This is a genomic window from Halanaerobium hydrogeniformans (assembly GCF_000166415.1).
Taxonomy (GTDB): Bacteria; Bacillota; Halanaerobiia; order Halanaerobiales; family Halanaerobiaceae; genus Halanaerobium; species Halanaerobium hydrogeniformans.
In genome coordinates this window covers 2,452,696-2,476,517 of record NC_014654.1, presented here as the reverse complement: position 1 = coordinate 2,476,517, position 23,822 = coordinate 2,452,696, and the positions used below count along the sequence as shown (strand labels likewise).

Annotated in this window: 15 protein-coding genes and 1 riboswitch; of the genes, 14 read left to right on the top strand and 1 reads right to left on the bottom strand. The window is 31.4% G+C overall.

Annotated elements, in window-relative coordinates:
• The first annotated feature begins 192 nt into the window (after nucleotides 1–192).
• The 10 genes from purD to HALSA_RS11500 are packed head-to-tail and all read left to right on the top strand — an operon-like array spanning nucleotide 193 to nucleotide 11,620.
• Complete coding sequence (gene purD / locus HALSA_RS11545) at nucleotides 193–1,467, top strand: phosphoribosylamine--glycine ligase (RefSeq protein ID WP_013406727.1); 1,275 nt, start codon at nucleotides 193–195, stop codon at nucleotides 1,465–1,467.
• Nucleotides 1,468–1,495: 28 nt separating this feature from the next.
• A complete protein-coding gene (locus HALSA_RS11540; protein WP_013406726.1) occupies nucleotides 1,496–2,659 on the top strand; it encodes a 5-(carboxyamino)imidazole ribonucleotide synthase in 1,164 nt (387 codons plus the stop codon).
• Nucleotides 2,660–2,707: 48 nt separating this feature from the next.
• On the top strand, nucleotides 2,708–3,238 hold the full coding sequence (gene purE, locus HALSA_RS11535; RefSeq protein ID WP_013406725.1) for a 5-(carboxyamino)imidazole ribonucleotide mutase: 531 nt from the start codon (nucleotides 2,708–2,710) through the stop codon (nucleotides 3,236–3,238).
• On the top strand, nucleotides 3,228–4,619 hold the full coding sequence (locus tag HALSA_RS11530; protein WP_013406724.1) for a lyase family protein: 1,392 nt from the start codon (nucleotides 3,228–3,230) through the stop codon (nucleotides 4,617–4,619). Before purE ends, HALSA_RS11530 begins: the two co-directional genes overlap by 11 nt.
• 29 nt (nucleotides 4,620–4,648) lie before the next feature.
• Nucleotides 4,649–5,368, top strand: coding sequence for a phosphoribosylaminoimidazolesuccinocarboxamide synthase (gene purC, locus HALSA_RS11525; protein WP_013406723.1), 720 nt, complete (start codon nucleotides 4,649–4,651; stop codon nucleotides 5,366–5,368).
• A 56-nt stretch (nucleotides 5,369–5,424) separates the two neighbouring features.
• Nucleotides 5,425–6,936: an amidophosphoribosyltransferase gene (purF, locus tag HALSA_RS11520; RefSeq protein WP_013406722.1), complete on the top strand. Its 1,512-nt coding sequence runs from the start codon at nucleotides 5,425–5,427 to the stop codon at nucleotides 6,934–6,936.
• Complete coding sequence (gene purM, locus HALSA_RS11515) at nucleotides 6,936–8,000, top strand: phosphoribosylformylglycinamidine cyclo-ligase (RefSeq protein ID WP_013406721.1); 1,065 nt, start codon at nucleotides 6,936–6,938, stop codon at nucleotides 7,998–8,000. The genes purF and purM overlap by 1 nt, the downstream gene beginning before the upstream one ends.
• 4 nt (nucleotides 8,001–8,004) lie before the next feature.
• A complete protein-coding gene (gene purN, locus HALSA_RS11510; RefSeq protein ID WP_013406720.1) occupies nucleotides 8,005–8,619 on the top strand; it encodes a phosphoribosylglycinamide formyltransferase in 615 nt (204 codons plus the stop codon).
• 1 nt (nucleotide 8,620) lies between these two features.
• Complete coding sequence (gene purH, locus HALSA_RS11505; protein WP_013406719.1) at nucleotides 8,621–10,198, top strand: bifunctional phosphoribosylaminoimidazolecarboxamide formyltransferase/IMP cyclohydrolase; 1,578 nt, start codon at nucleotides 8,621–8,623, stop codon at nucleotides 10,196–10,198.
• A 42-nt stretch (nucleotides 10,199–10,240) separates the two neighbouring features.
• Entirely contained in the window at nucleotides 10,241–11,620 is a 1,380-nt protein-coding gene (locus HALSA_RS11500; RefSeq protein ID WP_013406718.1) for an ankyrin repeat domain-containing protein, read from the top strand.
• Nucleotides 11,621–12,059: 439 nt separating this feature from the next.
• On the opposite strand, the gene HALSA_RS11495 is transcribed toward HALSA_RS11500, so the two are convergent.
• A complete protein-coding gene (locus HALSA_RS11495; RefSeq protein ID WP_013404695.1) occupies nucleotides 12,060–13,241 on the bottom strand; it encodes an IS256 family transposase in 1,182 nt (393 codons plus the stop codon).
• A gap of 178 nt (nucleotides 13,242–13,419) precedes the next feature.
• Between HALSA_RS11495 and HALSA_RS11490 the strand changes: the two genes are divergently transcribed.
• The 4 genes from HALSA_RS11490 to HALSA_RS12695 all read left to right on the top strand — a co-directional run bounded on the left by HALSA_RS11490 (nucleotide 13,420) and on the right by HALSA_RS12695 (nucleotide 23,819).
• Complete coding sequence (locus tag HALSA_RS11490; RefSeq protein WP_013406717.1) at nucleotides 13,420–14,301, top strand: cation diffusion facilitator family transporter; 882 nt, start codon at nucleotides 13,420–13,422, stop codon at nucleotides 14,299–14,301.
• Nucleotides 14,302–14,332: 31 nt separating this feature from the next.
• The gene (locus tag HALSA_RS11485; RefSeq protein WP_013406716.1) at nucleotides 14,333–16,183 is read left to right on the top strand and encodes an HD domain-containing phosphohydrolase; all 1,851 of its coding nucleotides are present in this window, start codon (nucleotides 14,333–14,335) and stop codon (nucleotides 16,181–16,183) included.
• Between the two features lie 164 nt (nucleotides 16,184–16,347).
• Complete coding sequence (locus HALSA_RS11480) at nucleotides 16,348–20,094, top strand: DUF445 family protein (RefSeq protein ID WP_013406715.1); 3,747 nt, start codon at nucleotides 16,348–16,350, stop codon at nucleotides 20,092–20,094.
• A 118-nt stretch (nucleotides 20,095–20,212) separates the two neighbouring features.
• Nucleotides 20,213–20,400: riboswitch (cobalamin riboswitch) on the top strand.
• Nucleotides 20,401–20,588: 188 nt separating this feature from the next.
• On the top strand, nucleotides 20,589–23,819 hold the full coding sequence (locus tag HALSA_RS12695; RefSeq protein ID WP_013406714.1) for a ribonucleoside triphosphate reductase: 3,231 nt from the start codon (nucleotides 20,589–20,591) through the stop codon (nucleotides 23,817–23,819).
• Nucleotides 23,820–23,822 lie beyond the last annotated feature (3 nt).

Genomic DNA, 23,822 nt, shown 5'->3' with positions numbered 1-23,822 from the left:
AGGCTGGCTGGTCCGAGCGGTACAGATATTGATATATCACACCGAAGGGATAAAAGCCCAGGCGGGGAGGTTCTACTCAATTAATGTAGAGTCTTCCTGACCTGGGCTCTTTTTATTTAGTACACAATTATCCAGTTATTCTACAATTCATTTTAGGATATCTGAGAAAAAATCAAACTAGGGGTGGATAGAATGAATATTCTTCTCATCGGAAGTGGTGGAAGAGAAAATGCACTAGCTTGGAAACTCGCACAAAGTAATAAGGTTGACGAACTATATATAGCAGCCGGTAATCCAGGGACTGCTAAATTTGGTGAAAACCTTGATTTTGAAGAAAATAATCATCAGGGTTTACTGGAGTTTGCCCTAAAAGAAAAAATAGATATTACCATAGTAGGGCCTGAAGCTCCTTTAGCTGCCGGCATTGTTGATTTATTTAAAGAACATGGTATTAAGGTTTTTGGTCCTACAAAAGATGCTGCCCAATTAGAAAGCAGTAAAGTTTTTGCGAAAAATTTAATGCAGAAATATAATATTCCTACAGCTGAATATAAGAGTTTTTCTGATCCCAAAGATGCCAGAAAATATATCAAAGAAAAAGGAGTACCTATTGTTGTTAAAGCAGAAGGTCTGGCAGCTGGTAAAGGGGTTATAGTAGCTCAGCATCTAGAAGAAGCTCTAAATGCTGTTGAAAAAATTATGATTGATGAGAAGTTTGGTCAGGCAGGAGAAAAAATAGTTGTGGAAGAGTACCTGGAAGGTGAAGAAGCAACTATTTTATCATTTTGTGATGGAGAAAGTATAGTACCAATGATTCCTTCTCAAGACCATAAGCCAGTTTATGATGGAGATGAAGGTCCAAATACAGGTGGTATGGGAGCTTATGCGCCAGCACCTGTTGTTGACAAAAAAATGATGTCAGAAATAAAAAAAGAGATAATGGAGCCTACTTTAAAAGCCCTGCAGAAAGAAGGAATTGATTTTAAGGGTATAATATATTTTGGTTTGATGATAAAAAATAATAAAGCTAAAGTATTAGAATATAATGTTCGTTTTGGAGATCCAGAAGCACAGGTTGTTTTGCCACTTTTAAAAACCGATTTATTAGAAATAATTGAAGCAGTTTTAAATAATAAATTAGGAGATCTAAAAATTGAGTGGTCTACTAAAAAAGCTCTCTGTGTTGTAATGGCTTCAGGTGGTTATCCTGTAGAATATGAAACTGGCAAAAAAATTACCGGAATAGAAATGTTCGAAGAAAGAGATGATTTAATAGTTTTCCAGGCAGGTACAAAAGCTGTTAATGGAGAATTATTTACTGATGGAGGCCGTGTTTTGGCTGTTACAGCTTTAGCAGATGGCTTTACAGAAGTGATTGAAAAGGCATATAAAGGAGTAGAAAAAATCCAATTTGAAGACTTTCATATTAGACATGATATAGGATATAAAGCCCTGCAAAGAGTATAATTAGTTATTTTGTATTAGGAGGTTTATAATGGAGATTAAAGATAAGATCAAAGAAAAGATCGGGATTATCGGTGGTGGTCAGCTTGGAAAAATGATGATTTTAGAGGCAAAAAAAATGGGCTTTTATGTTATTATACTTGATCCAACTAAAAAATGTCCGGCTGACAGTATTGCTGATGAGCATATCATAGCTGATTTTGATGATAAAGCTGCTATTAGAAAACTTGCTAGTAAATCTGATATATTGACATATGAATTTGAACATATAGGAGTAGAGGTTTTAAAAGATTTAGAAAGTGAAGGTCATAAGATCTATCCTACGGCTAGAAGTTTAGAAATAATACAAAATAAATTTCATCAAAAAAATATGCTCAGTCAGAATAATATTCCCGTGCCTAAGTTTATAAAAGTCAGCAGTATAGATGATATTAAAGAAGCAGCTCAAAAATTTTCATATCCTTTAATGTTAAAAAGTTGTACAGGTGGTTATGATGGTAAGGGAAATATAGTTATTGATAGCCCAAAGGATATAAAAAAAAGTTATCAGCAATTAGGTGGGGATAATGCAAAATTAATGGTGGAAGAATATATACCGTTTAAAAAAGAGATATCTGTTCTAGCCTGTAGAGGTCTGAATGGAGAAATGAAAGTTTTTCCGATTGCAGAAAATGTGCACAAAGATAATATTTTATATGAAACAAAAGTTCCCGCCTCGATTGCGGCTAGCTTAAAAGAAAAAGCTGATAAATTAGCCTTTGAAGTTCTAGAGGTATTTACTGGAATAGGTATGTTCTGTGTAGAAATGTTTGTGACTGAATCCGATGATCTTTTAATAAATGAAATAGCACCTCGCCCCCACAATTCTGGTCATTATACCATTGAAGCCTGCTTAACTTCTCAATTTGAACAACATATAAGGGCCATCACCTCTCTACCACTGGGAGAAACTACTCTGCTGAGGCCTGCAGTAATGAGAAATATATTAGGAAGTGGAAGTGAAGGGAAAGCAAAAGTGGTCGGTTTAGAAGCTGCTCTTGCAGTTGAAGGAGTGAAAGTACATATCTACAATAAAAATATAGCAAGACCCGGAAGAAAAATGGGCCATCTTTGTGTGCTGGCTGAAAATCGTAGTGAGGCAGAAAAAAGGGCTTTAGAAGCGAGCAAATTGATTGAAATAAAAGGTGAAATTTAATTTTTTAAATAATCTTTAAAATCAAGTCTAAATAGGAGTGAGAGTTTTATGAATTCTAAAGTAGCGATAATTATGGGCAGTGATTCTGATCTACCGGTAATGAAAGAAGCCGCAGAAATATTAGATGAATTCGCAGTTGAATATGAACTAACTGTTGTATCTGCTCATCGTACACCAGAAAGGTTATATAATTATGCAGAAAATGCAGAGAAAAATAATTTTGATGTAATCATTGCTGGCGCAGGTGGTGCAGCTCATCTACCAGGAATGACAGCAGCTGTGACTGATCTTCCGGTAATAGGAGTTCCGGTTAAGACCTCCAAATTAAATGGTTTGGATTCACTTTATTCAATAGTTCAGATGCCTCCAGGGGTTCCAGTTGCAACTGTGGCTATTAATGGTGCAAAAAATGCAGCACTTTTGGCAGTACAGATTTTAGCCAGAAAAGATCCTGAATTAAGAGAAAAGCAGAAAGAATATAGAGAAAAAATGAAAAATAAAGTTTTAGCTACAGCTTCCTCATTAGAGGAATTAGGATATAAAGAATATTTTGAGAGGAGCGAAAAATTTGCAGACTAGAGATATTTTTGCCAATATAAGTCCACTTGACCATCGCTACTCTAGAGGGGAAAGTTTTTCTGAATTATCTGAGTATCTTTCTGAAAATGCCACTATTTATTTTCAGGCAGAAGTAGAATTAGCTTTAGTAAAAGTATTGGCCCAACGAGGTATTTGTCCGCAAGATGCTCCTCAAGAAGTAGAAAAAGCCATTAAAGAGTTAAATACTGAAGAAGTCTATAAAGAAGAAGCAAAAACAAGGCATAATATAAGAGCACTTGTTAATTGTATTCAAAAAAAAGTTAGCAAAGAAACAAGACCATATATTCACTTTACTGCTACATCTTATGATATTGTTGATACAGCAAATTCACTTCGTTATAAAAAAGCTGCAGAAGACCTTATTCTTCCCCAACTTATTGAATTAGAAAAGACCTGGTTAGAAATTGCCGAAAGAGAAAAAGATAGGGTTCAGATCGGCAGAACTCACGGTCAACATGCAGTACCAATAACTTTTGGCTTTACAATTGCAGAATATGTGAGCAGATTCGGTGAGAGAATTAAAGAGGTTGAAGCTAAAGCTCAAAAATTAGTCGGGAAATTTTCTGGAGCAGTTGGAGCATATAATGCTAGCAGTATCTTTTTTGATGATCCAGAAGAATTTGAAAAAGAAGTTTTAGCAGAACTAGGGCTTAAAGCTGGGGAACATTCTACCCAGATTGTTGCTGCAGAAGCAATTACTGACTTTATTCATAGTCTTGTATCAACATTTGGAGTTTTGGCTGCTTTTGCCGATGATATGAGGCATTTACAGCGTTCAGAAATAGCAGAAATAGGTGAACATTTTGCTGAAGAACAGGTTGGATCATCTACTATGCCTCACAAAAGAAATCCAATTAACTATGAGAATGTAAAAAGCATGTGGAAAGCTTTTATGCCTCAAATGAATACCATTTATATGGATCAGCTTTCTGAACATCAGAGAGATTTAACCAATTCAGCATCTTCACGTTTTGTTCCAGAATTAATTGCAGCTTTAATTTCTGCAGCAGCAAGATTAAATCGAGTTAGTAAAAAGATGTTGGTTGATCAAGAAAATATTAAAAAGAACTTTGAACAAAACAAAAGGATGATTGTAGCTGAACCACTTTATATATTGTTAGCTGCTGCAGGTCATCCAGATGCTCATGAAGCAGTCAGGAAATTAACTCTTAAGGCTCAGAGCACAGATCTTTCTTTAAAAGATTTAGTTGCAGAAAGTAGTGATTTAAAAGGTTACTGGGAGAATTTTAATGATAAACAAAAAGAATTAATCTTAAATCCAGCTAAATATACGGGAATAGCAGCTAAAAAAACAGAAAAAATAGTCAATAACTGGCGTGCAGAATTTAATTTAAATTAAAAAGCTTTAACTGGCAGGAGGTTAGTCAAATGGAGAAAAAAGAAATCTTATATGAAGGTAAAGCCAAAAAGATCTTTAAAACAGATAACAAAGACGAGTTAATAGTTTACTTTAAAGATGATGCAACTGCATTTGATGGTCAAAAAAGAGGGCAGATTGAAAATAAGGGAATTATAAATAATAAAATATCTAACGCCTTTTTTGAAGTTTTAGAAAAAAAAGGAATTAAAACACATTTTATCAAAGAATTAAATAAAAGAGAAACTTTAGTTAAAAAAGTTGATATAATTTTAATTGAAGTTGTGATTAGAAATATTTCTGCAGGAAGTCTCGTTAAAAGGTTGGGGATTGAAGAAGGTATTGAGCTCTCTAAACCTATAGTAGAATTTTACTATAAAAATGACCAGCTTGGTGATCCTTTGATTAATCGTTCGCATATTGAAATTTTAGAACTGGCAGATTATGAACAGCTTGATGAAATAACAGTAAAAGCGAAAAAAATCAATAGAGTTTTAAGAGATTTTTCAAAAAGCAAGGGAGTTGATCTGGTTGATTTTAAATTAGAATTCGGCATCACTAGTTCTGGAGAGATCATTTTAGCTGACGAGATTTCTCCTGATACATGTCGTTTTTGGGATACTTATACTAAACAAAAACTTGATAAGGATAGATTTAGGAAAGATCTTGGTGATGTAGAGTCAGGCTATATAGAGATGCTACAGAGAATTACTGGGAAAAATAAAATTTAACATTCAACAGATATTTTGATTCAATTTTTATATTAATTAAGGGGCTGAAAATAAGAATGGGAGAAATAAATAACTTCTCTAATTTAAAAATTAAATTATCCAATAAAAATAACAGTTATATAAGCAAACAAAATAAACAAAAGAAAAAAGTCTGCAGTTCAGAAATGAAATATCGAGCAGACAAAATGAGAGAAGAATGTGGAGTTTTTGGTGTTTTTAATGCTGATGGAAAAAGTAGTGCAGCTGATTTGAGTTATCTTGGTTTAATTGCACTTCAGCATAGAGGCCAAGAAAGTGCAGGCATTTGTGCAAATCACGAAGGAGAGTTTGATCTTCATAAAGGAATGGGTTTAGTAGAGAATGTTTTTAATGAAGAGGATCTTTTGAACTTGAAAGGTGAAATGGCAATTGGGCATGTTCGTTATTCAACTAGCGGCTCCAGTCATTTAGCAAATGCACAGCCTTTATTAATAAATAGTATTAAAGGAGATCTTGCTCTTGCCCATAATGGTAATGTAGCTAATGCAGAGACACTTAGGTATAATTTAGAAATGAATGGCTCAATATTTCATTCCACTTTAGATACTGAGGTGATTGCTCATCTAGTAGCAAGGGCTTTAGAGGATGATATCGTGGAAGCTCTAATCCAAAGTTTACACCAGCTTAAAGGTGCCTTTAGTATTGTTGCAATGACCAAAGATAGTCTTGTTGCAATAAGAGATCCAAAGGGTTTTAGACCTCTTTCAATTGGAAAAGCTGGTAACAGCTATATTGTTGCTTCAGAAAGCTGTGCTTTTGATATAGTTGGCGCAGAATTCGTTAGAGATGTAGAACCAGGTGAAGTTGTAATAATTAATGAAAATGGTTTAAAAAGCAGAAAATATAGTGGGTCTAAGGAAAGTAGTTTATGTGTATTTGAATATATTTATTTTGCCAGACCTGATAGTAATATAGAGGGTCAAAATGTTCTTTTAGCAAGAAAAGAAATGGGAAGACAACTTGCAAAAGAAATGGATTTAGAAGCTGACTTAGTAATACCAGTTCCAGATTCAGGAATTCCTGCAGCACTGGGTTTTGCCGAAGAATCAGAAATAGAATTTGCCCAGGGAATATTAAGAAATCGTTATGTAGGGCGGACTTTTATCCAGCCTTCTCAGGCAATTAGAGATCTTAAAGTAAGGCTTAAATTAGCTCCTATCAAAGAAATTATTGAGGGTAAAAAGGTTATTTTGATTGATGATTCAATTGTAAGGGGGACAACCAGCAAACAAATTATTTCAAGAATAAAAGAAGCTGGAGCAAGTGAAGTCCATATGGCAATTTCTTCACCTCCGGTAGAACACCCATGTTATTTTGGTTTAGATACTTCTCGTAGACAGGAGCTAATTGCCAGTAGAAATACGGTTGAAGAGATTGCAGAAAGCATAGGTGCGGTAAGTCTTCATTATCTTTCTCAAACAGGTATGCTTAAAGCAATTAATACTGATAAAAAATTAGGTTTTTGCACTGCCTGTTTTGATGGTGATTATCCAATTAGTAATAAATATTTAATTGAGGAGGAAAACTAGTGGGCCTTAATTATAAAGAATCAGGTGTAGATATTGATGCCGGGAAAAAGGCTGTAAATTTGATGAAAAAAGATGTTGAGGCAACTCATGGACCAGAGGTTTTAAATTCTCTGGGAGGTTTTGGTGGGCTGTTTCAGTTAGATTTAGGTAAATATGAAAAACCTGTTCTGGTATCCGGTACAGATGGAGTTGGGACAAAACTTAAGCTTGCCTTTAAACTTGATAAACATGATAGTATTGGGATTGATTTAGTGGCAATGTCTGTAAATGACATTTTAGCCCAGGGAGCAAAGCCATTATTTTTTCTCGATTATTTAGCAACAGGCAAATTGGAGCCAGAAAAGACCGCTCAGATTGTTAGGGGAATAGCATTAGGGTGTCAGGAATCTTCAGCTGCTTTAATTGGTGGTGAAACTGCAGAAATGGCTGGTTTTTATAAAGATGGAGAATATGATTTAGCAGGATTTGCAGTTGGAATAGTAGACAGGTCCAAGATTATTACAGGTCAAAATATTAAAGAAGGTAATTTAATTATTGGCTTAGCTTCAAATGGTCTCCACAGTAATGGCTTTACCCTGGCCAGAGCAGCTTTATTTAATAAAGCTGGCTATGACTATCAGGAAAAAATACCTGGATTAGAAAATAATTTGGGAGAAGAATTGCTCAAGCCAACCAGAATTTATGTGAAATCTGTACTATCTACCCTGGAAGATTATTATCTTTCCATAAATGGAATTGCTCATATTACTGGAGGAGGATTAATAGAAAACATTATCAGAATTTTACCAGAGCAATTAGCAGCAGAAATAGATTCATCAAAATGGGAGCAACAAAAAATATTTAAAATTATCCAGGAAGCAGGAAAAATAGATGATTTTGAAATGTTAAGAACTTTCAATATGGGGATCGGAATGGTCTTGATTATAGATCCTTCAGATAAAAAAGAAATAATGTCAGAATTAAAAGCACAGGGGGAAAGTCCTTATCAAATTGGAGAGATTGAGAAATCGCAAGATTATGGTATGAAGATAAAAATAGCCGGTGAGATAATAGAGATGGGGTGATAGAGTGTTTAAAATTGCAGTATTTGCTTCTGGAAGGGGCTCTAATTTTCAATCAATAATTGATGCAGTTAATAGAGGAGAAGTTCCAGCTGAAGTTAAAGTTTTGTTGAGTGATAAAGAAAACTCCGGTGCTCTAAAAAGAGCTGAAAGTGAAGAAATAGAAAATATTTTTATTAATCCAGAGCATTTTGAAAATCAAATTGAATATGAAAAAGAAATAATTAATATCTTAGAAATGGCAGAAATAGATTTAATTGTATTAGCAGGATATATGCGAATTTTATCACCTCTATTTGTAAAAAAATACAAAAATAAAATTATTAATATACACCCTTCACTTTTACCTGCATTTAAAGGCTTAAATGCTCAAAAACAGGCTTTAGATTATGGGGTAAAATATAGTGGATGTACAGTTCATTTTGTAGATGAAGGAATGGATACTGGACCGATCATTTTACAGGCTGTTGTTAAGGTTGAAGAAGATGATACAGTTGAAGATCTGGCAGCTAGAATACTAAAAGAAGAACATAAAATTTATCCAGAAGCAGTAAAATTAATTGCAGAAAACAGGATTAAATTAGAGGGAAGAAAGGTTAAAATTTTGAAGGAGGAGAAATAATTTGTCTAAAATCAAAAAAGCTCTCATAAGTGTATCAAACAAAGCAGGAATTGTAGATTTTGCTAAAGGATTAAAAGAGTTTGATGTAGAAATTATATCAACAGGTGGAACAGGTAGTTTGCTAAAAGAAAGTGGACTTGAGGTCACAGATATTAGTGAAGTGACTAATTTTCCGGAAATGATGAACGGTAGAGTAAAGACTCTTCATCCAGCAGTTCACGGTGGAATTTTGGCTGTTAGAGATAATAAAGAACACTTAAAAGAAATTGCTGCTCAAGATATTGAAACGATTGATTTGGTGGTCTGTAATCTATATCCCTTTGCAGAGACAATTAAAAAAGAAGGAGTTACTTTAGAAGAAGCCGTTGAAAACATTGATATAGGTGGACCTACTATGATACGCTCTGCTGCAAAAAATCATCAGGATGTAGCTGTTGTAGTTGATCCAGCTGACTATGACAATATTTTAAATGAGATGAAAGCAGCTGAAGGTGCTTTAAATAAATCTAAAAAGCTTAAGCTTGCTTATAAAGCATTTAGACATACAGCAGAATATGATCAGTTAATTCAAGATTTCTTATCTGACCTGGCTCTTGAAGATAAAGAGAAAGAGAAAATGCCAGAAATTAGACTTGATAGATATGATAAAAAAATGGATCTTCGTTATGGAGAAAATCCTCATCAAAAAGCAGCTTTTTATTTAGAACGAAAAACAAATGAACCTTCAATTTCAACTGCGGAACAACTACATGGTAAAGCACTATCTTTTAATAATATTAATGATACTGATGGAGCTTTAGAACTGGTGAAAGAATTTGAAGATAATACAGCTGTAGCTGTAATTAAGCATGCTAATCCCTGTGGTATGGCTTTAGGAGATAATGTAAAAGATGCTTTTCTCAAAGCACATGCAGGTGATCCGCTTTCTGCTTTTGGTTCAATTGTTGCGTCAAACAGAACTATAACTGCAGAAGCAGCTTCTGAAATAGCAAAAGATGATAAATTTGTAGAAGTAGTGATTGCTCCCGATTATGAAGAAAAAGCACTTAAAATTCTTAAAAAACGCTGGGATAATGTAAGAATTTTAAAAACAGGTGAATTAAAAATAAATTATGATAAACCTGGTTATAGTATGAAAAAAGTAACGGGAGGAATGTTGGTTCAAGACAGAGATCTGGGACAAACTACTGCTGATGAGCTCGAAGTTGTAACAAAAAAAGCTCCTACAGAAGAGGAAATTAAAGATTTATTATTTTCCTGGAAGGTAGTTAAACATGTTAAATCTAATGCTATAGTTATGGCTAAGGAACAAATGGTAGTTGGTGTAGGCGCAGGTCAGATGAGCCGGGTTGATTCTATGATAATTGCTGGTCGTAAAGCAGAAGGACGTCAACGTGATGGTGTTGTTGCTTCAGATGCGTTCTTTCCTTTCCCTGATGCTGTAGAAAAAGCAGCTGAGTTGGGGATTAAAGCAATAATTCAACCTGGTGGTTCAATTAGAGATGATAAAGTTATAGAGGCTTGTGATAAATTAGGGATCGCAATGGTCTTTACAGGAAAAAGACATTTCCGCCATTAAAATAACATAAAAAATGTATAAACTGCAGGGAGGGATTTTAATATGAAAACTAAAATAAATTTAAGCATATTCTTTATAATAGTTTCATTATTAATAACTAATCCAGTAATAGCTGAAGATCTAAGCTTTATTGAGTTGATAAAAAATGCTGGAGTAAATGAAGCTGCAGACGCAATTGCTGAGGGAGCAGATGTTAATATGGTTGACGAAGATGGTATAACTCCCTATCTGGCAGCTGCAGCAGAAAATCCTTATCCTGCAGTAATTAGATTACTGAGAAGAGAAGGAGCAAATATTTATTATCGTGATTCCTCTGGTTGGACTGCTTTAATGTATGCTGCAGCTTATAATAACAATCCTGAAATTTTAAGAGAAGTAATGCGATTTGATAGAAACTTAAATCTTAAAAACGAAGCTGGTAATACGGCTCTTCATTTGGCTGCAGAAAATAATAAAAGGGGAAATATCTGGTATTTATTAAGGTTTGGAGCTGATCCGAATCTGGGTAATAATAGAGGTGTTAAACCTTTAATGACTGCTTATCAAGCTAGAAGCAATCATGATTTAATCAAAACTCTGATTGATTGGGGAGCAGATGTTAATGCCAGGGACAATAATGGTAAAACTGTACTGGCTTACGCTGTTTCAGCCCGAAGAAATATTTCTGAATTAGATTATCTGCTTAAAAATGAAGCTGATATTAATCTGAGAGATGATAATGGTAAAACAGCAATTTTTTATGCTGTAACTGATAATAATTTAAACGCTCTGGACTTTTTATTAAAGAATGGAGCTAGGGTTAATCTTAAAGATCACAAAGGAGAAACTGTGCTTTTTTATGCTGTAAGAAGACATGAAGATCCTGCTTATTTAAATCTTTTAACATCTTATGGAGCTTTTGTAAATTTACAGTCATACAGCGGCAAAAGTGTTTTAATGTCAGCTGCAAAAAATAATTCTAATCCTAAAATTATTGAGTTACTATTGGCTAAAAATGCAGATCCTACCGCTAGAGATAATAATGGGAAAAGAGTTGTAGATTATCTGGAAGAAAATAGATCTTTAAGGGGTAGTGATGTTTATTGGGAACTGCATAAACTTGAACCTGATAAAAGAGAAATAGAGACCATAGAATTGAAGTCTAAATTTCAGGCTGCTTTAATGTCTACTGTAATCCCTTCAGCAGGCCATGCATATACAGAGAGTTGGTGGCCAAAAGGAGCACTTTTTTTACTTGGAGAAGGAGCTTTAATTGGAGCAGCAATTAATGATAGTGATAATAGAAATTCTTATTTGAGTGTCTTTGCTGTTCTAAAAGTATTTGAAGTTATTGATTCTTTAGATGAAGCAGAAAAATTGAATGAAGAAATAATTGATTATAATCAGAAAGCTGAAGAATTTAATCAAAAATTTCTTGAATAAAAAAACCCACTCACTTAAGAGTGGGCAAAAATAAAAACCCGCCCCGGGAAAAGAGCGGGAAAAACAAGGAGAAAAGTACTTAAGTTCTTATCTATATTAATAGCTGTGTTTTGCAGCTTTAAAAGGGAAGTGCAAGTATTTCTTTAGCTTAATTACATAATAGCAGGAAAAGATTAGATTTACTTTAAAAAAAGATTAAAAAGTAATTAGAATTAATTAATGAGTTTGCAATAGGAAAAAAATCTACTTAATTAAATAATTAATAAGCTTAAAAAACAATTAAACTTGAGACTGCCTTTTAAATGGTTAATTTAAAGAGCAGTCTTTTATTATTTGAAAAAACTATATTTTATTATAATGATAATTGCGATTAATTGTTTTAATTGATATAATAAATTGACTTTGTAAAAGATAACGTCAAGAATCTTGTGTAAATAAATCAGTATCGTTCTTTAAATAGTTGATGGAGCTGATCTTTTGCAGCTAAAAATCCTCTCATCTTTCTATCAGACCATTTTGAGTTGTACTCAATAATCTTTAAATAAATTATTTTTTCAGCTGCTTGTACATTAGGCAAACTATTCATAGGCTTTAATCTTTTTTTGATTTCTTTATTGGCTCTTTCAATCCAGTTTGTTGTGTATATGGCTTTATGTATGCTTTCTGGATATTTATAAAATGTTAATAGTTCATCTTTATCTACGTACCAGCTTTGAGTAACTTTAGGATAGATTTTACTCCATTTAAAATCAAATTCTTCTAAAGCTTTTTCTGCAAACTCTCTGCTGGGAGATCTATAGATCTTTTTTAAATCTTTAACGATTTCATCAGTATCTTTTTTTCTAACTTTGACTATTGTATTACGCACTTTATGAACTATACAACGCTGCACATCCGCTTTAGGGAATACTTTTAGAAAAGAATCTTTAAGTCCTGGGAGTCCATCTATAACACCTAGTAGGACTTCCTGGACTCCGCGTTCTTTTAAATTACTTAGTACTTCTTCCCATAAAGCAGCAGATTCAGTTGCACCAATGTAGAAATCAAGTATTTCACGATAGCCGTCTTCATTGATACCAATGATAATATATACAGATTCATTTGCAACAGTATCTCGTCTGACTTTTATGCTCATGCCATCAATAAAAATAACGCTGTACCGTTTTTGAAGTGGTCTTTCTTTCCACTTTTTAACCTCTTCAAGAGCAACATTAGTTAGATTACTAATAGTAGTAGGGCTATATTTTTGTCCATACATCTGCTCTATCCAATCAGCTACATAGCGGGTGGAAAGGCCATTAGCATACATGTTTATTATAGCTTCTTCAAGCCAGTTATCATAGCGTTTATATGGTTGGAATAGTTCAGTTTGGAATTCACCATTTCTATCTCTAGGAACATTTAAGCCTTTAATACTGCCAAACTGAGTTAAGAAATCACGAAGATAAGATCCATTACGACTATTGCCAGAGTTTCTACCTGAGTATTCATGTTTTTCATAGTTTAGAAATTCAGTTAATTCAGCCTTGAGGAAATTCTCGAGAAAATTTTTGATGAGTTCAATGATTAAATCGTGAAATTCAACTTGACCATCACTGTTTTTTTCGGGTATACTGTTCATGAGGAGTCCTCCTTTGGGTTGAGTTTATTTCGCTAATAAATATTTCAACCATTCAAAGAAGGATTCCTCTTTTTTTATTGAAAAAAATCTATTTACACAACTTATTGTACACTACTTTGTAAAATAACAAATTAAAGAAAAAATATAAATAGTTGTATAATCAACTGGGAGTGATTTTGTGCTTGAAAAAAATAATAGATATCAAGAAGGAAAAAAGGTTTCATATATTAGTTTAATAGCTAATATATTATTAGCAATTCTAAAAATTTCTATGGGCTTTTTTGCAGGTAGTACAGCTTTGATTGCAGATGGATTTCATTCTGTATCAGATATGGCTTCAACTTTAATAGTTTTAATTAGCATTAAACTTTCTGAAACTCCTGCAGATAAAAACCATCCTTATGGTCATGAAAAGGCAGAGGCTCTAGGGACAAATCTTCTGGCAGTTATTTTAATTATAACCGCTGTGTTTCTTAGTCGTGAAGCATTTTTAACCTTAATCAGTGGAGAAATTTCTCAGCCTGGATTTGTAGCGCTTATAGTAGCTTTTATTTCTATAGTTGCTAAAGAGTTATTATATCGTTATACAATTATTATAGGTAAAAAAATAAATAGTAGAGCTTTAATTGCAGATGCTCATCATCATCGTTCTGATGCACTATCTTCTATTGCAGCTTTAATTGGTATAGCTGGAGCTAGAATGGGTTTTACAGTTTTGGATCCTTTAGCTGGTTTAGTGGTAGCAGTATTAATATTTAAAGTAGGTTATGATATATTAAAAACAACCTCTTATGAATTAATGGATGGAAGACCATCAAAAGAAAAAATAGATATAATTTATAAAACGACTAAGACCATCGAAGGTGTAATCGATGTTTCTGATATTAAAATCAGAAGTTACGGGCCTCGGTATATAGTAGACTTAAAAATAGTTGTAAGTGGTCGAATTACAGTTAGACAGGGACATAATATTGCAGCAGATGTAAAACAAAAAATAATTTCAGAAAATGATGATGTAAAAGATGTATTGGTTCATGTCAATCCTAATAGTGTTCACTGATTTAAAATCTAATTATTGAGGAGAATTCAGAGTGCTTAAAGTAGTTATAATTATAAATGATTTAATTGAAAGGGCAAAAGTTAAATCATATTTAAACAAGATTAATAGCTCTCAAGAGCAGTTTGAATTTAAATTGGTAGCTGAGTTTAATAATAGTTCTCAAGCTATCAATTTTCTTTATCAAAACCGGAAAATCGATATTTTAATTATTGAAAATTACTTAAGTGGAATTTTTTCGGGTTTAGATTTTGCTTTGCTTGCTGAGAAAGAGTTTTCTTATTCCAGTATCATATTGATCAGTGAAGAGAATGATAATTTGAATTTATCGGAATATCAATTAAATAATCTTAATGCTGTATTAACAAAGGTTTCAAATAGTGATAGTTTTATAAATTCTTTAAGAATGACTGCTATAAAACAAAAACAAAAAGTTAAAAATTTGGCTGAAAACAGAAAAATATTAGAAGATTATCAAAAAATAATCGATTATAATAATGATGCTATTTTTCTACTTGAATTAGATGAAAAAAATAATTTTTATTATAAAAGAATGAATCAAAGCTGTTTGGAATTAACAGGTTATAATAACAGAGATCTTAAAAAACAGAAATCAGATGACATATTTTCATCAGAAATAGCAGATCAGTTAAAAGAAAACATTAAACGTTGTGCAACGAAAAAAGAAAAAGTTAACTTTCAAAGTAGTTTAGTATTTTCTAGTTCACGAAGAATTTGGGATATAAATCTTTATCCTATTATTAAAAATAATAGGGTAAAGCAAATAGTGGGCTCATTAACTGATATCAGTGAAATAGAGAGACAAAAGAAAAAATTAAAATACTGTTTAGAGCATGACCTTTTAACTGGCCTTTATAACAAAGATTATTTTGTTAAGAAATTAAAACATTTGGAGCAAAAAGAAGATTCGAGTTTTTCATTAATATTTATTAATATTAATTCTTTTAATTTATATAAAAATTTTTATGGATTTGAAAAATCAGAAAAATTATTGACAGAATTAGTTGAAATAATCAATAAAATTTTAAAAAGTAGTACTCTTAAAGTCTTTATTGAAAATGCTTATTTTGCAGTGCTTTTAGAAAGCACTTCTAAGAATAAAGTCATTTCAGTAGTTGAAGAATTAAAAAAAGAATTTTCAAAAATAAAATTAGATCACATTGAATTTGATATTTCAGTATTAATAGAATGCAATGATAATAACCAAAAAAGTTTAAGCGATATTTTTAATAGCACTATTATTAAATTAAAAAGTATTGACTACAATATGAGAAATAGTCAAAAAAGTGTTTTTTATAAAAGCCACCTTAATTTTGTAGAAAAAAATAATTATAATGATCTACATCACAGTAGTAATTTATTGGAATTAAGCAAAAAAACAGCAGTAGAATTTAATCTTAACAGTGAAGAAAGTAGAAAATTTATGCTTTTAGCACAACTTCATGATATTGGAAAACTGGCAATTAATAAAAATATTTTAAAAAAAGGATCTTCTTTAAACAAATCGGAGTGGGAACAATATATAACACATGTTGATAAATCAGCAATTTTTGTTGCTTCATATCATGATTTAGCAGAAAGCTATAATTTGATTTATCATCACCATGAGCATTTTGATGGAAGTGGATATCCTGACGGTTTAACGGGCAAAAATATTTCTTATTTAAATAGACTCTTTGTGCTTGTTAATTTTTTCGATGCTCTTAAAAACCACCTTTATTATCCTTTTACAAAAGAAAAATATTATTTTGCTTCTTTAACGAACAGAGAAATAATTGAAGAAATAGAAAATTATAAGGGTAAGATTTTTGATCCTGAGCTTAGCGATGAATTCATTAAAAAGCTTATATTAGGGGATAAATAAGCTTACAAAGCGAGGTTATCCACAAGTTAATAACAAAACAGGTGTTTTATCCACAGTTGTCAACATCTAATCAACAAATTTTGTGGATTAAACCAAGAACTTATTAACAACTTATCCAGAATTGTGGATATCAAAAATGATTATCATTACAGGAGGATATGATTATGCTTTTAGATATTCCAGCAATATTAGCTGCAGCAAGTACGGGTGCTGTTACTGGTTATTTAACAAATAATTTAGCATTGAAAATGATTTTTAAAAAATATGGTCCTTTTGGTGGAGTAGTTATAAAGACCAGAGATGAATTTATAAAGAGTATTTCGCAGTTAGTAGAAAGAGATATTATTAATCATGACACTTTAAAAGAAGAATTTTCTAAAGCAGAATTTAAAAAAAATTTAAATAAAACAGTTAAAGATCTACTTAAGTTCCATCTTTATCAACGCAGCAATCAAGAAAAATTATCTGATTTTCCAGCCTGGAAAAATAATTATCAGCTTAGCACAAAGTATTTAGCAGAAAAGCTTCCCCAATATTTTATTAGTTTAACTTCAGAGCTGGCCCAGAATCATCAAATAGATGATTTGCTCAGTCAAGAGGGCTTAAATGAAATTATTGAGAACTTTTATTTTGATTTTATTCAAGAAATTAAAGATAAAAATCTATTGAAAAAAGTATTAATTAATATTTATCAAGAACTAAAAGAAGAAAAAATATCTGATTTATTAACAAAACAAAGCAAAGCAGAATTAAGTGATTTTTTAAAAGCATTTTCTTTAGAATTAAATAGAGCATATGCTTCTGATCAGGATAAAGCTGATTTAAAACAAAGCCTTAAAAGTTTAGTTGATTTAAATAAATTAAGCAATAATTTGATTAAAAAAATAAAGAAAATAAAAATAGAAGAAATATTTAAAGAAGAAAGAAGCCTTGAAAACTTTTTTACAGAAAATAAATTCAAAAATATTATTAATGAATTTATTATTAATTTGAAAATCGAAATAGAAAAATCCGAATTAATAATAGATGATTTAATATCTCCACAACTAGAGAAAAGCTTAAAAGAAGATCTTGATATAATCATTGTTCATAGCAAAGCAAAAATAATTAAGTTTATTAGAAATCATGAAAATGAAATTGAAGAAATGATTTTTACAGCAGTTGAAGAAGAAATTAAATTAAATAGTGGATTCAAAGCAATGAGTCGCTCTGCTATCTATAATAAATATCAAGAAAACATGGATGAATATGGAAGTCCGACTGAATTAATAATAAATTATATAAATAATTCGATTTCTAAAGATAATAGTCTTAGTGAAAAACTAATCCGGGAAATTAAAAATAAAAAATTATCTCAATTTAGCAGTTTTATCAAAGTAAATAGTATAACAGAAAAAATTGAAAATTATTTTTTTAGCTTTTTACAAGAAAATAACACTAAATCTTTAGAAGAAATATTTTCTCAAGATTTTTTTGAAAACCAGAATCTTGAAAGTAAATTATTTAATCTGCTTTTTACATTTATCCAAAACACCCTTTCAGATCCAGAATTATTAAAGCTATTTATAGAAAATATTTTTGGTTTGCCTTTAGAAAAGGTAATTAAAGCAGAAGATTTTTCTCTAAAAGCTGATTATCTTGAAAATTTGATCTTAGAAAATTTGAAAAATAATTATGAATTTATTAATTCTTTATTTAAATATATTAATGAAAATGCCTTGATATATCTAAACAAATTCATTAAAAATAATACTGAAATAATTTCTGGGCAATTAGAAAACAGATTTTTAGATTTAGAAAGTAAAATAGAAAATAAGGAGCTTAGAGATTTATATAAAGACTTTTCTAAAGATAAAAAAAATATTCTTAAACTAACTGATGAGCTATGTGCTTTTTTATACAATTATCTACCAGAAATAGTTGAAGGGAGTATAGCTCAAACAGCTTCTGCAAATCTTAATCAACTTTCTGATCAGGAAGTACAAAAAGCAATTGAGGAATTCATGGGTAAAGAACTGAAACCTATCACTTATTTAGGAGCTTTACTTGGGGCTGCAGCTGGAATGATATTCAACCTAACAGGTGTTGAGGCTGCTTTGATGGCTGCATCTCCAGTTTGGGTTGATTATGTATCTTCTGCTGTTTTATATGGTGGAGTTGGTTGGTTGACAAATGTATTAGCTATTTGGATGATTTTTAACCCCTATCAGGAAAAATATATTGCTTCTTTTAAAATGCCTTTTACCCCAGGAGTAGTGGCTAAAAATAGAAATAGATTTGCTGATTCTATGGGATCTTTTGTAGAAAAAGAACTTCTTAAGGCAAACTCTGCTGCAGAATTGTTAGAAAATAATAGGGCTAAAATAACCGATAAAGGATTGCAGTATTTTAAAGAGCAGGATTATCGGCTTTTGTTCAGCCTGTTAAAAAACAAGGATAGTTTAATAGCAGAACAGTTAATTAATTTTTCGCTTGAGCAAATTCCTAAAGCCAAAGGAAACGCAGATTTGCAAAAATATATCAATACAAAGCTTGCTAATGTTCTAGAAAATGAAATTAAAATTATCAGTTTAGAGGAAAAAAGCCTTGAATTCTTAAATAAAAAGGAAGAAAATATTAATTTTTCCACTGCTCAGATAGGACAGGATATTTTTTCATTAGAGAAAGTATCTACTGCTTTGGCAGGGGAATATACTTTGAGTTTAAGCTCTCATCGTTTTAAAGAAATTATCAGTGATAAAAAGATTTTTCCTTTTGCCAAATATCTTGTCCCACAACTTTTTGGAACTGATTTAAAGCTAGATTTAAATGATCTTATTTTTTCTTATTTACAAGAAAATAAAGATGATCTCTTTGGAACAGCCACAGAGTTTTTATATAAAGAGGAAGAGAATATTTTGCAGAAACTAAAATTTAAAAAAGATGAGTTAATAGAGTTTGAGAAAGCTAAAAAAGGTGGGATTCTTAAAAACACTCTTATCTCTGGAGCAATATTAATGGCTGATTTGGATGGCTTTATTGATGCAGTTGGGAAAAGAATTTTTAATCATTATTTGCCAGCATTCTTTGCAGAAGAAGATGAAAATATAAAAAATGATTTAGAAAGCTATCTAAAAGATCTCGAGCAGAAAAGCTTTGAGAGTTTAAGCAGCTTTGATTTTTCATCTTCAGCAACTTATTTCTTTAATTCTGCTAAAGGTGAAGATTTTTTAAATACATTTATATTTTTAAATGAGACTGAAATAGAAAAACTTAGTCAAGCTTTGCTTAAAGGTGAAGAAAAAGAGCTATTTAATTTTAATTTTGAAGTAAACAAAATTGAATTAGAAAAATTTATAAAAAATCAATTCAGCCTTGAACAAAAATTAAAACTTTTAGTTGATCTAAAAAATATTTTTTCAGATCAAAAAATAAAAAATCAATTTAAATACCTGATTAATAATAATCAATTTGTAAAAGCAGAAAAAACATGGCTTAATTTTACTGAGAATTTAAATTTTGCAGAAAGAAATTTTATATCATCTCAATCAATAAATGAAATTATAGATAACTTGAGTGCAATTTTGGAAAAAGAAGAAACGCTCGAAAGCATAGCTGAAGAAACAATAGCTTTAGTGTCTGATTTCATAAGTCATTTACAAAAGGAAATGGACAGAGAAAGTTTAAATTATTTATTAGAACTATTTTTGCAGAGTGGAATAGATAGTTTAATTGTTAATTCTGAAAAAATTGTTGAGAGCTTAGAATTAAAAGAATTAACTTCTGCTGAAATAAGAAAAATGGATCCTGCTGAAATTGAAAGCACTTTTAATAGTTTTGCCGGCCATTATTTTAATCAATTAAAACAATATGGATGGTTTGGAGGAATTTTTGGTGTACTTCAATTATTGTTAAGGTCATTTATCTTATAATTTTTTAAAAAAGCAAACTTAATTTGCTTTTTAGATAACAAATATTATAAGATATAGATAAGTTGGAAGAAATTTTAGGAAATTACTAACAATTAAAAATTTAATATTATTAAATATAGGTTGTAATTATTGTTTTGGTGTTTAAAACGAAAATTAATAATTGCATTAAAATGGGAAAGAGGTTAAAGTCCTCTGCGGTCCCGCCGCCGTAAGGTTTAAAAAAAGACTGTTATCTCACTGGGAAACCGGGAAGAGGGTCTGCTTTGCAAACCAAGCCGGAAGACCTGCCATATTTAATCACCAGATACTCACGGGATATGAGAGGGGTGAAAGATAATTAAATTCAGTTTTGCTCTTATGACTCCCTTGCGATATTTTTCGGAAGGGATTTTCTTTTTTGTTTTTGACGCAGGAAATATTAATTCTGTCAAGAATAAGTAAATATTACAGTCATTGTAAACAAATGTTTATTTTATAAATAGGGGGATATAAGGATGGCCTTAAAATATGTAAAAAAGAGAAACGGCAAAAAAGTAGATTTTAATTCTGATAAAATTAAAGCTGCAGTAATTAAAGCAGCAGAAGCTGTAGAAAGCAATAATGATAAAATTGGAGATGAAATTTGTTCAGAAGTTATTTCTTATCTTAAAATATTTTTCAAAGATGGCGGGATAGTTGAGGTTGAACAAATTCAAGATCTAGTAGAAAAAGTATTAATAGAAAAAGGTTATGCCGATGTTGCAAAAGCATACATACTTTATCGAGAGCAGCACTCTAAACTTCGTGATACCAAAAAACTATTTGCAGATGCTGTAAATATTATGGATAATTATTTAGATCGAAGTGACTGGAAAGTTAATGAAAATTCTAATATGAGCTATTCTCTGCAGGGCTTAAATAATTTTATTGCTTCAGAGGTAACAGGTCAGTACTGGTTGCAGCAAATTTATTCAGATGAAATAGAGAAATTACATAAAGACGGTGATTTGCATGTTCATGATTTAGGAAACCTGAGTGTCTATTGCTGTGGATGGGATTTAGAAGATCTTTTACGGACAGGTTTTCGAGGTGTACCAACAAAAATTGAAAGTTCTCCACCCAGGCATCTTCAGACAGCTTTAGGCCAAATCACAAATTTTTATTATACGCTCCAGGGCGAGGCTGCAGGGGCAATGGCTTTTTCAAATTTTGACACCTATCTGGCACCATTTATCGCTTATGATAATCTTAATTATGAAGAAGTTAAACAAATAATGCAGGAATTTTTATTCAATATGAACGTCCCTACCCGGGTTGGATTTCAGACTCCTTTTACAAATATTACTATGGATCTTGAAGTACCTAATTATTTAAAAGAACAGTCAGTAATTATAGGAGGAGAATATAAATCAAAAACATACGGAGAATTCCAGGAGGAAATGGATAAGTTTAACCGTGCTTTTGCGGAAGTGATGATGGATGGTGATGCAAAAGGCAGAATGTTTTCTTTCCCTATTCCTACCTATAATATTACAGATGATTTTGATTGGAATAATCCGGTGCTTGATCCCGTTTGGGAGATGACTGCAAAATTTGGAATTCCCTATTTTTCCAACTTTATCAATTCAGATATGAATCCCGAAGATGCTCGTTCTATGTGTTGTCGATTACGTCTTGACAATAAAGAGCTGCGCAAAAGAGGGGGAGGTTTATTTGGCGCTAATCCTATGACAGGAAGTATAGGAGTGGTTACTTTAAATATGCCAAGAATTGGATATTTGGCGGCAGATAAAGCTGATTTTATCAATCGTGTCTATAGATTAATGGATATTTCTAAAGACAGTCTTGAAATCAAAAGAAAAGTACTTGAAAATCTTACAGAACAGGGGTTATATCCATATTCTAAATTTTATTTAAGAGATGTTAAAAAACGTTTTGATGAATACTGGAAAAATCATTTCAACACAATAGGATTAAATGGAATGAATGAGGCTCTACTTAATTTTATGGATAAAGATATAGCTTCCCAGGATGGACAAAAGTTTGCTTTAGAAGTGATGGATGCAATGCGGGATAAACTACAGGAATATCAGGAAAAAACTGATAATTTATATAATCTAGAAGCTACTCCTGCTGAGGGAACAGCATATAGGTTTGCCAGACTTGATAAAGAAAAATTTGGTGACAGCATTATTTCTGCAAATGAGGACAGGGTAATTAACGAAGGTGCAGATCCTTATTATACAAACTCTACTCAGTTACCTGTAAATTTGACAGATGATATATTTACTGCCCTTGAATTACAGGATGAACTGCAGTCTAAATATACAGGAGGCTGTATTGAGAAAGGAAATAAGGTTTTAACTGATAAAGGATTAATGAAAATAGAAGAGATCGTTAAAAATTATGAAAATTTAAAGCCTATTATGGCCTTAAGTTATAATGAAGAGTATCATAGATCAGAATGGGATTTAATTACTGATGCAGTTGCCATAGATGTTAGCAGACATGATAAAATTAGAATTAAAGCTGAAAAAGATCTTGATATTACTACAAGTGACTGGCATCCATTTTTTGTGTTGGAGCCTATAACAGAAAAAAAGGTAGCTTTAGCAAATTTAAAATCTGCAGATGATAATGAAATCTTAGTTAAAGATATCGACAATAAATTATTTTTAAGTGGAGAAAACCTAGATAAAAAATATAAGATTACAGAAAAAAGAGCAGATCAGTTAAAAAAGGGAGATTATATATTACAAAATCACTATAACATTTACCCGGATATTTATTCTAAATTGGATCAAGATTTGATGTGGTTTTTAGGCTATTTTTATGATCGAGGTGTAATTAGCCTTTGTAAATCAACTTCTCAAGCTGAAAACAGAAGTAATAAATATCAAATAAATATTTTTGCTGATGACAAAAAAATAATCTTAAAAGTTCTACAAATCATGGAAAAATATTTTGATGCAGATAGTGAAATTATAAATTATAGAAAAAATAATAATGGATATCACTTAACTACAAAAGAAGAAAAAGCGGTTAAATTCCTTTTTGATTATGGATTTAATGAAGGAGCAAAAGAAAGAAATAAAGGTATTTCTAAAACAATTACAGAACAGTTGACACAAAAAAATGTCTATAGCTTACTTTTTGGTCTGATAGATGGAAGAGGAGAAGTAGATCCAGTTAATGGCAGTGCCCGATATGAAAGCTGTTCAGAAAAAATGGCAGATGATATTCTGGAAATTTTCACAATGGCTGGGATTATGATTCAAAAAAGTCTTTGTGAAAAGCAAAAGAAAAATCATTACAGTATAACAATTCCTCATTTTGATTTCTTAGAAAGAAAAATTCAAAATAACGAAGTTGAACAGTCAAATGATAGACTTGCTCAAAAAATAAAACGTCAATTACCTGTTGTAATGGTCGAAGAGATTACTAAAATTGACGTTGAAGATAATCAATTTTATGACCTTACAACCCAGCTGAATCATAATTATTTAGCAGGTAAAAACACTCTAGTTTTTATTCATAATACAGTGTTACATGGATTTTTAGGGGAAAAAATGCCATCAATAAAAAGCACCAAAAAATTGGTTAAAAGAATTGCCGAGAATTTTCAACTTCCATATTATACAATAACCCCAACTTTTAGTATTTGTCCAGTACATGGATATTTAGCAGGAGAACATTATTACTGTCCCAAATGTGAAGCAGAATCTGAATCTGAGCAGGAGGCTTGATAA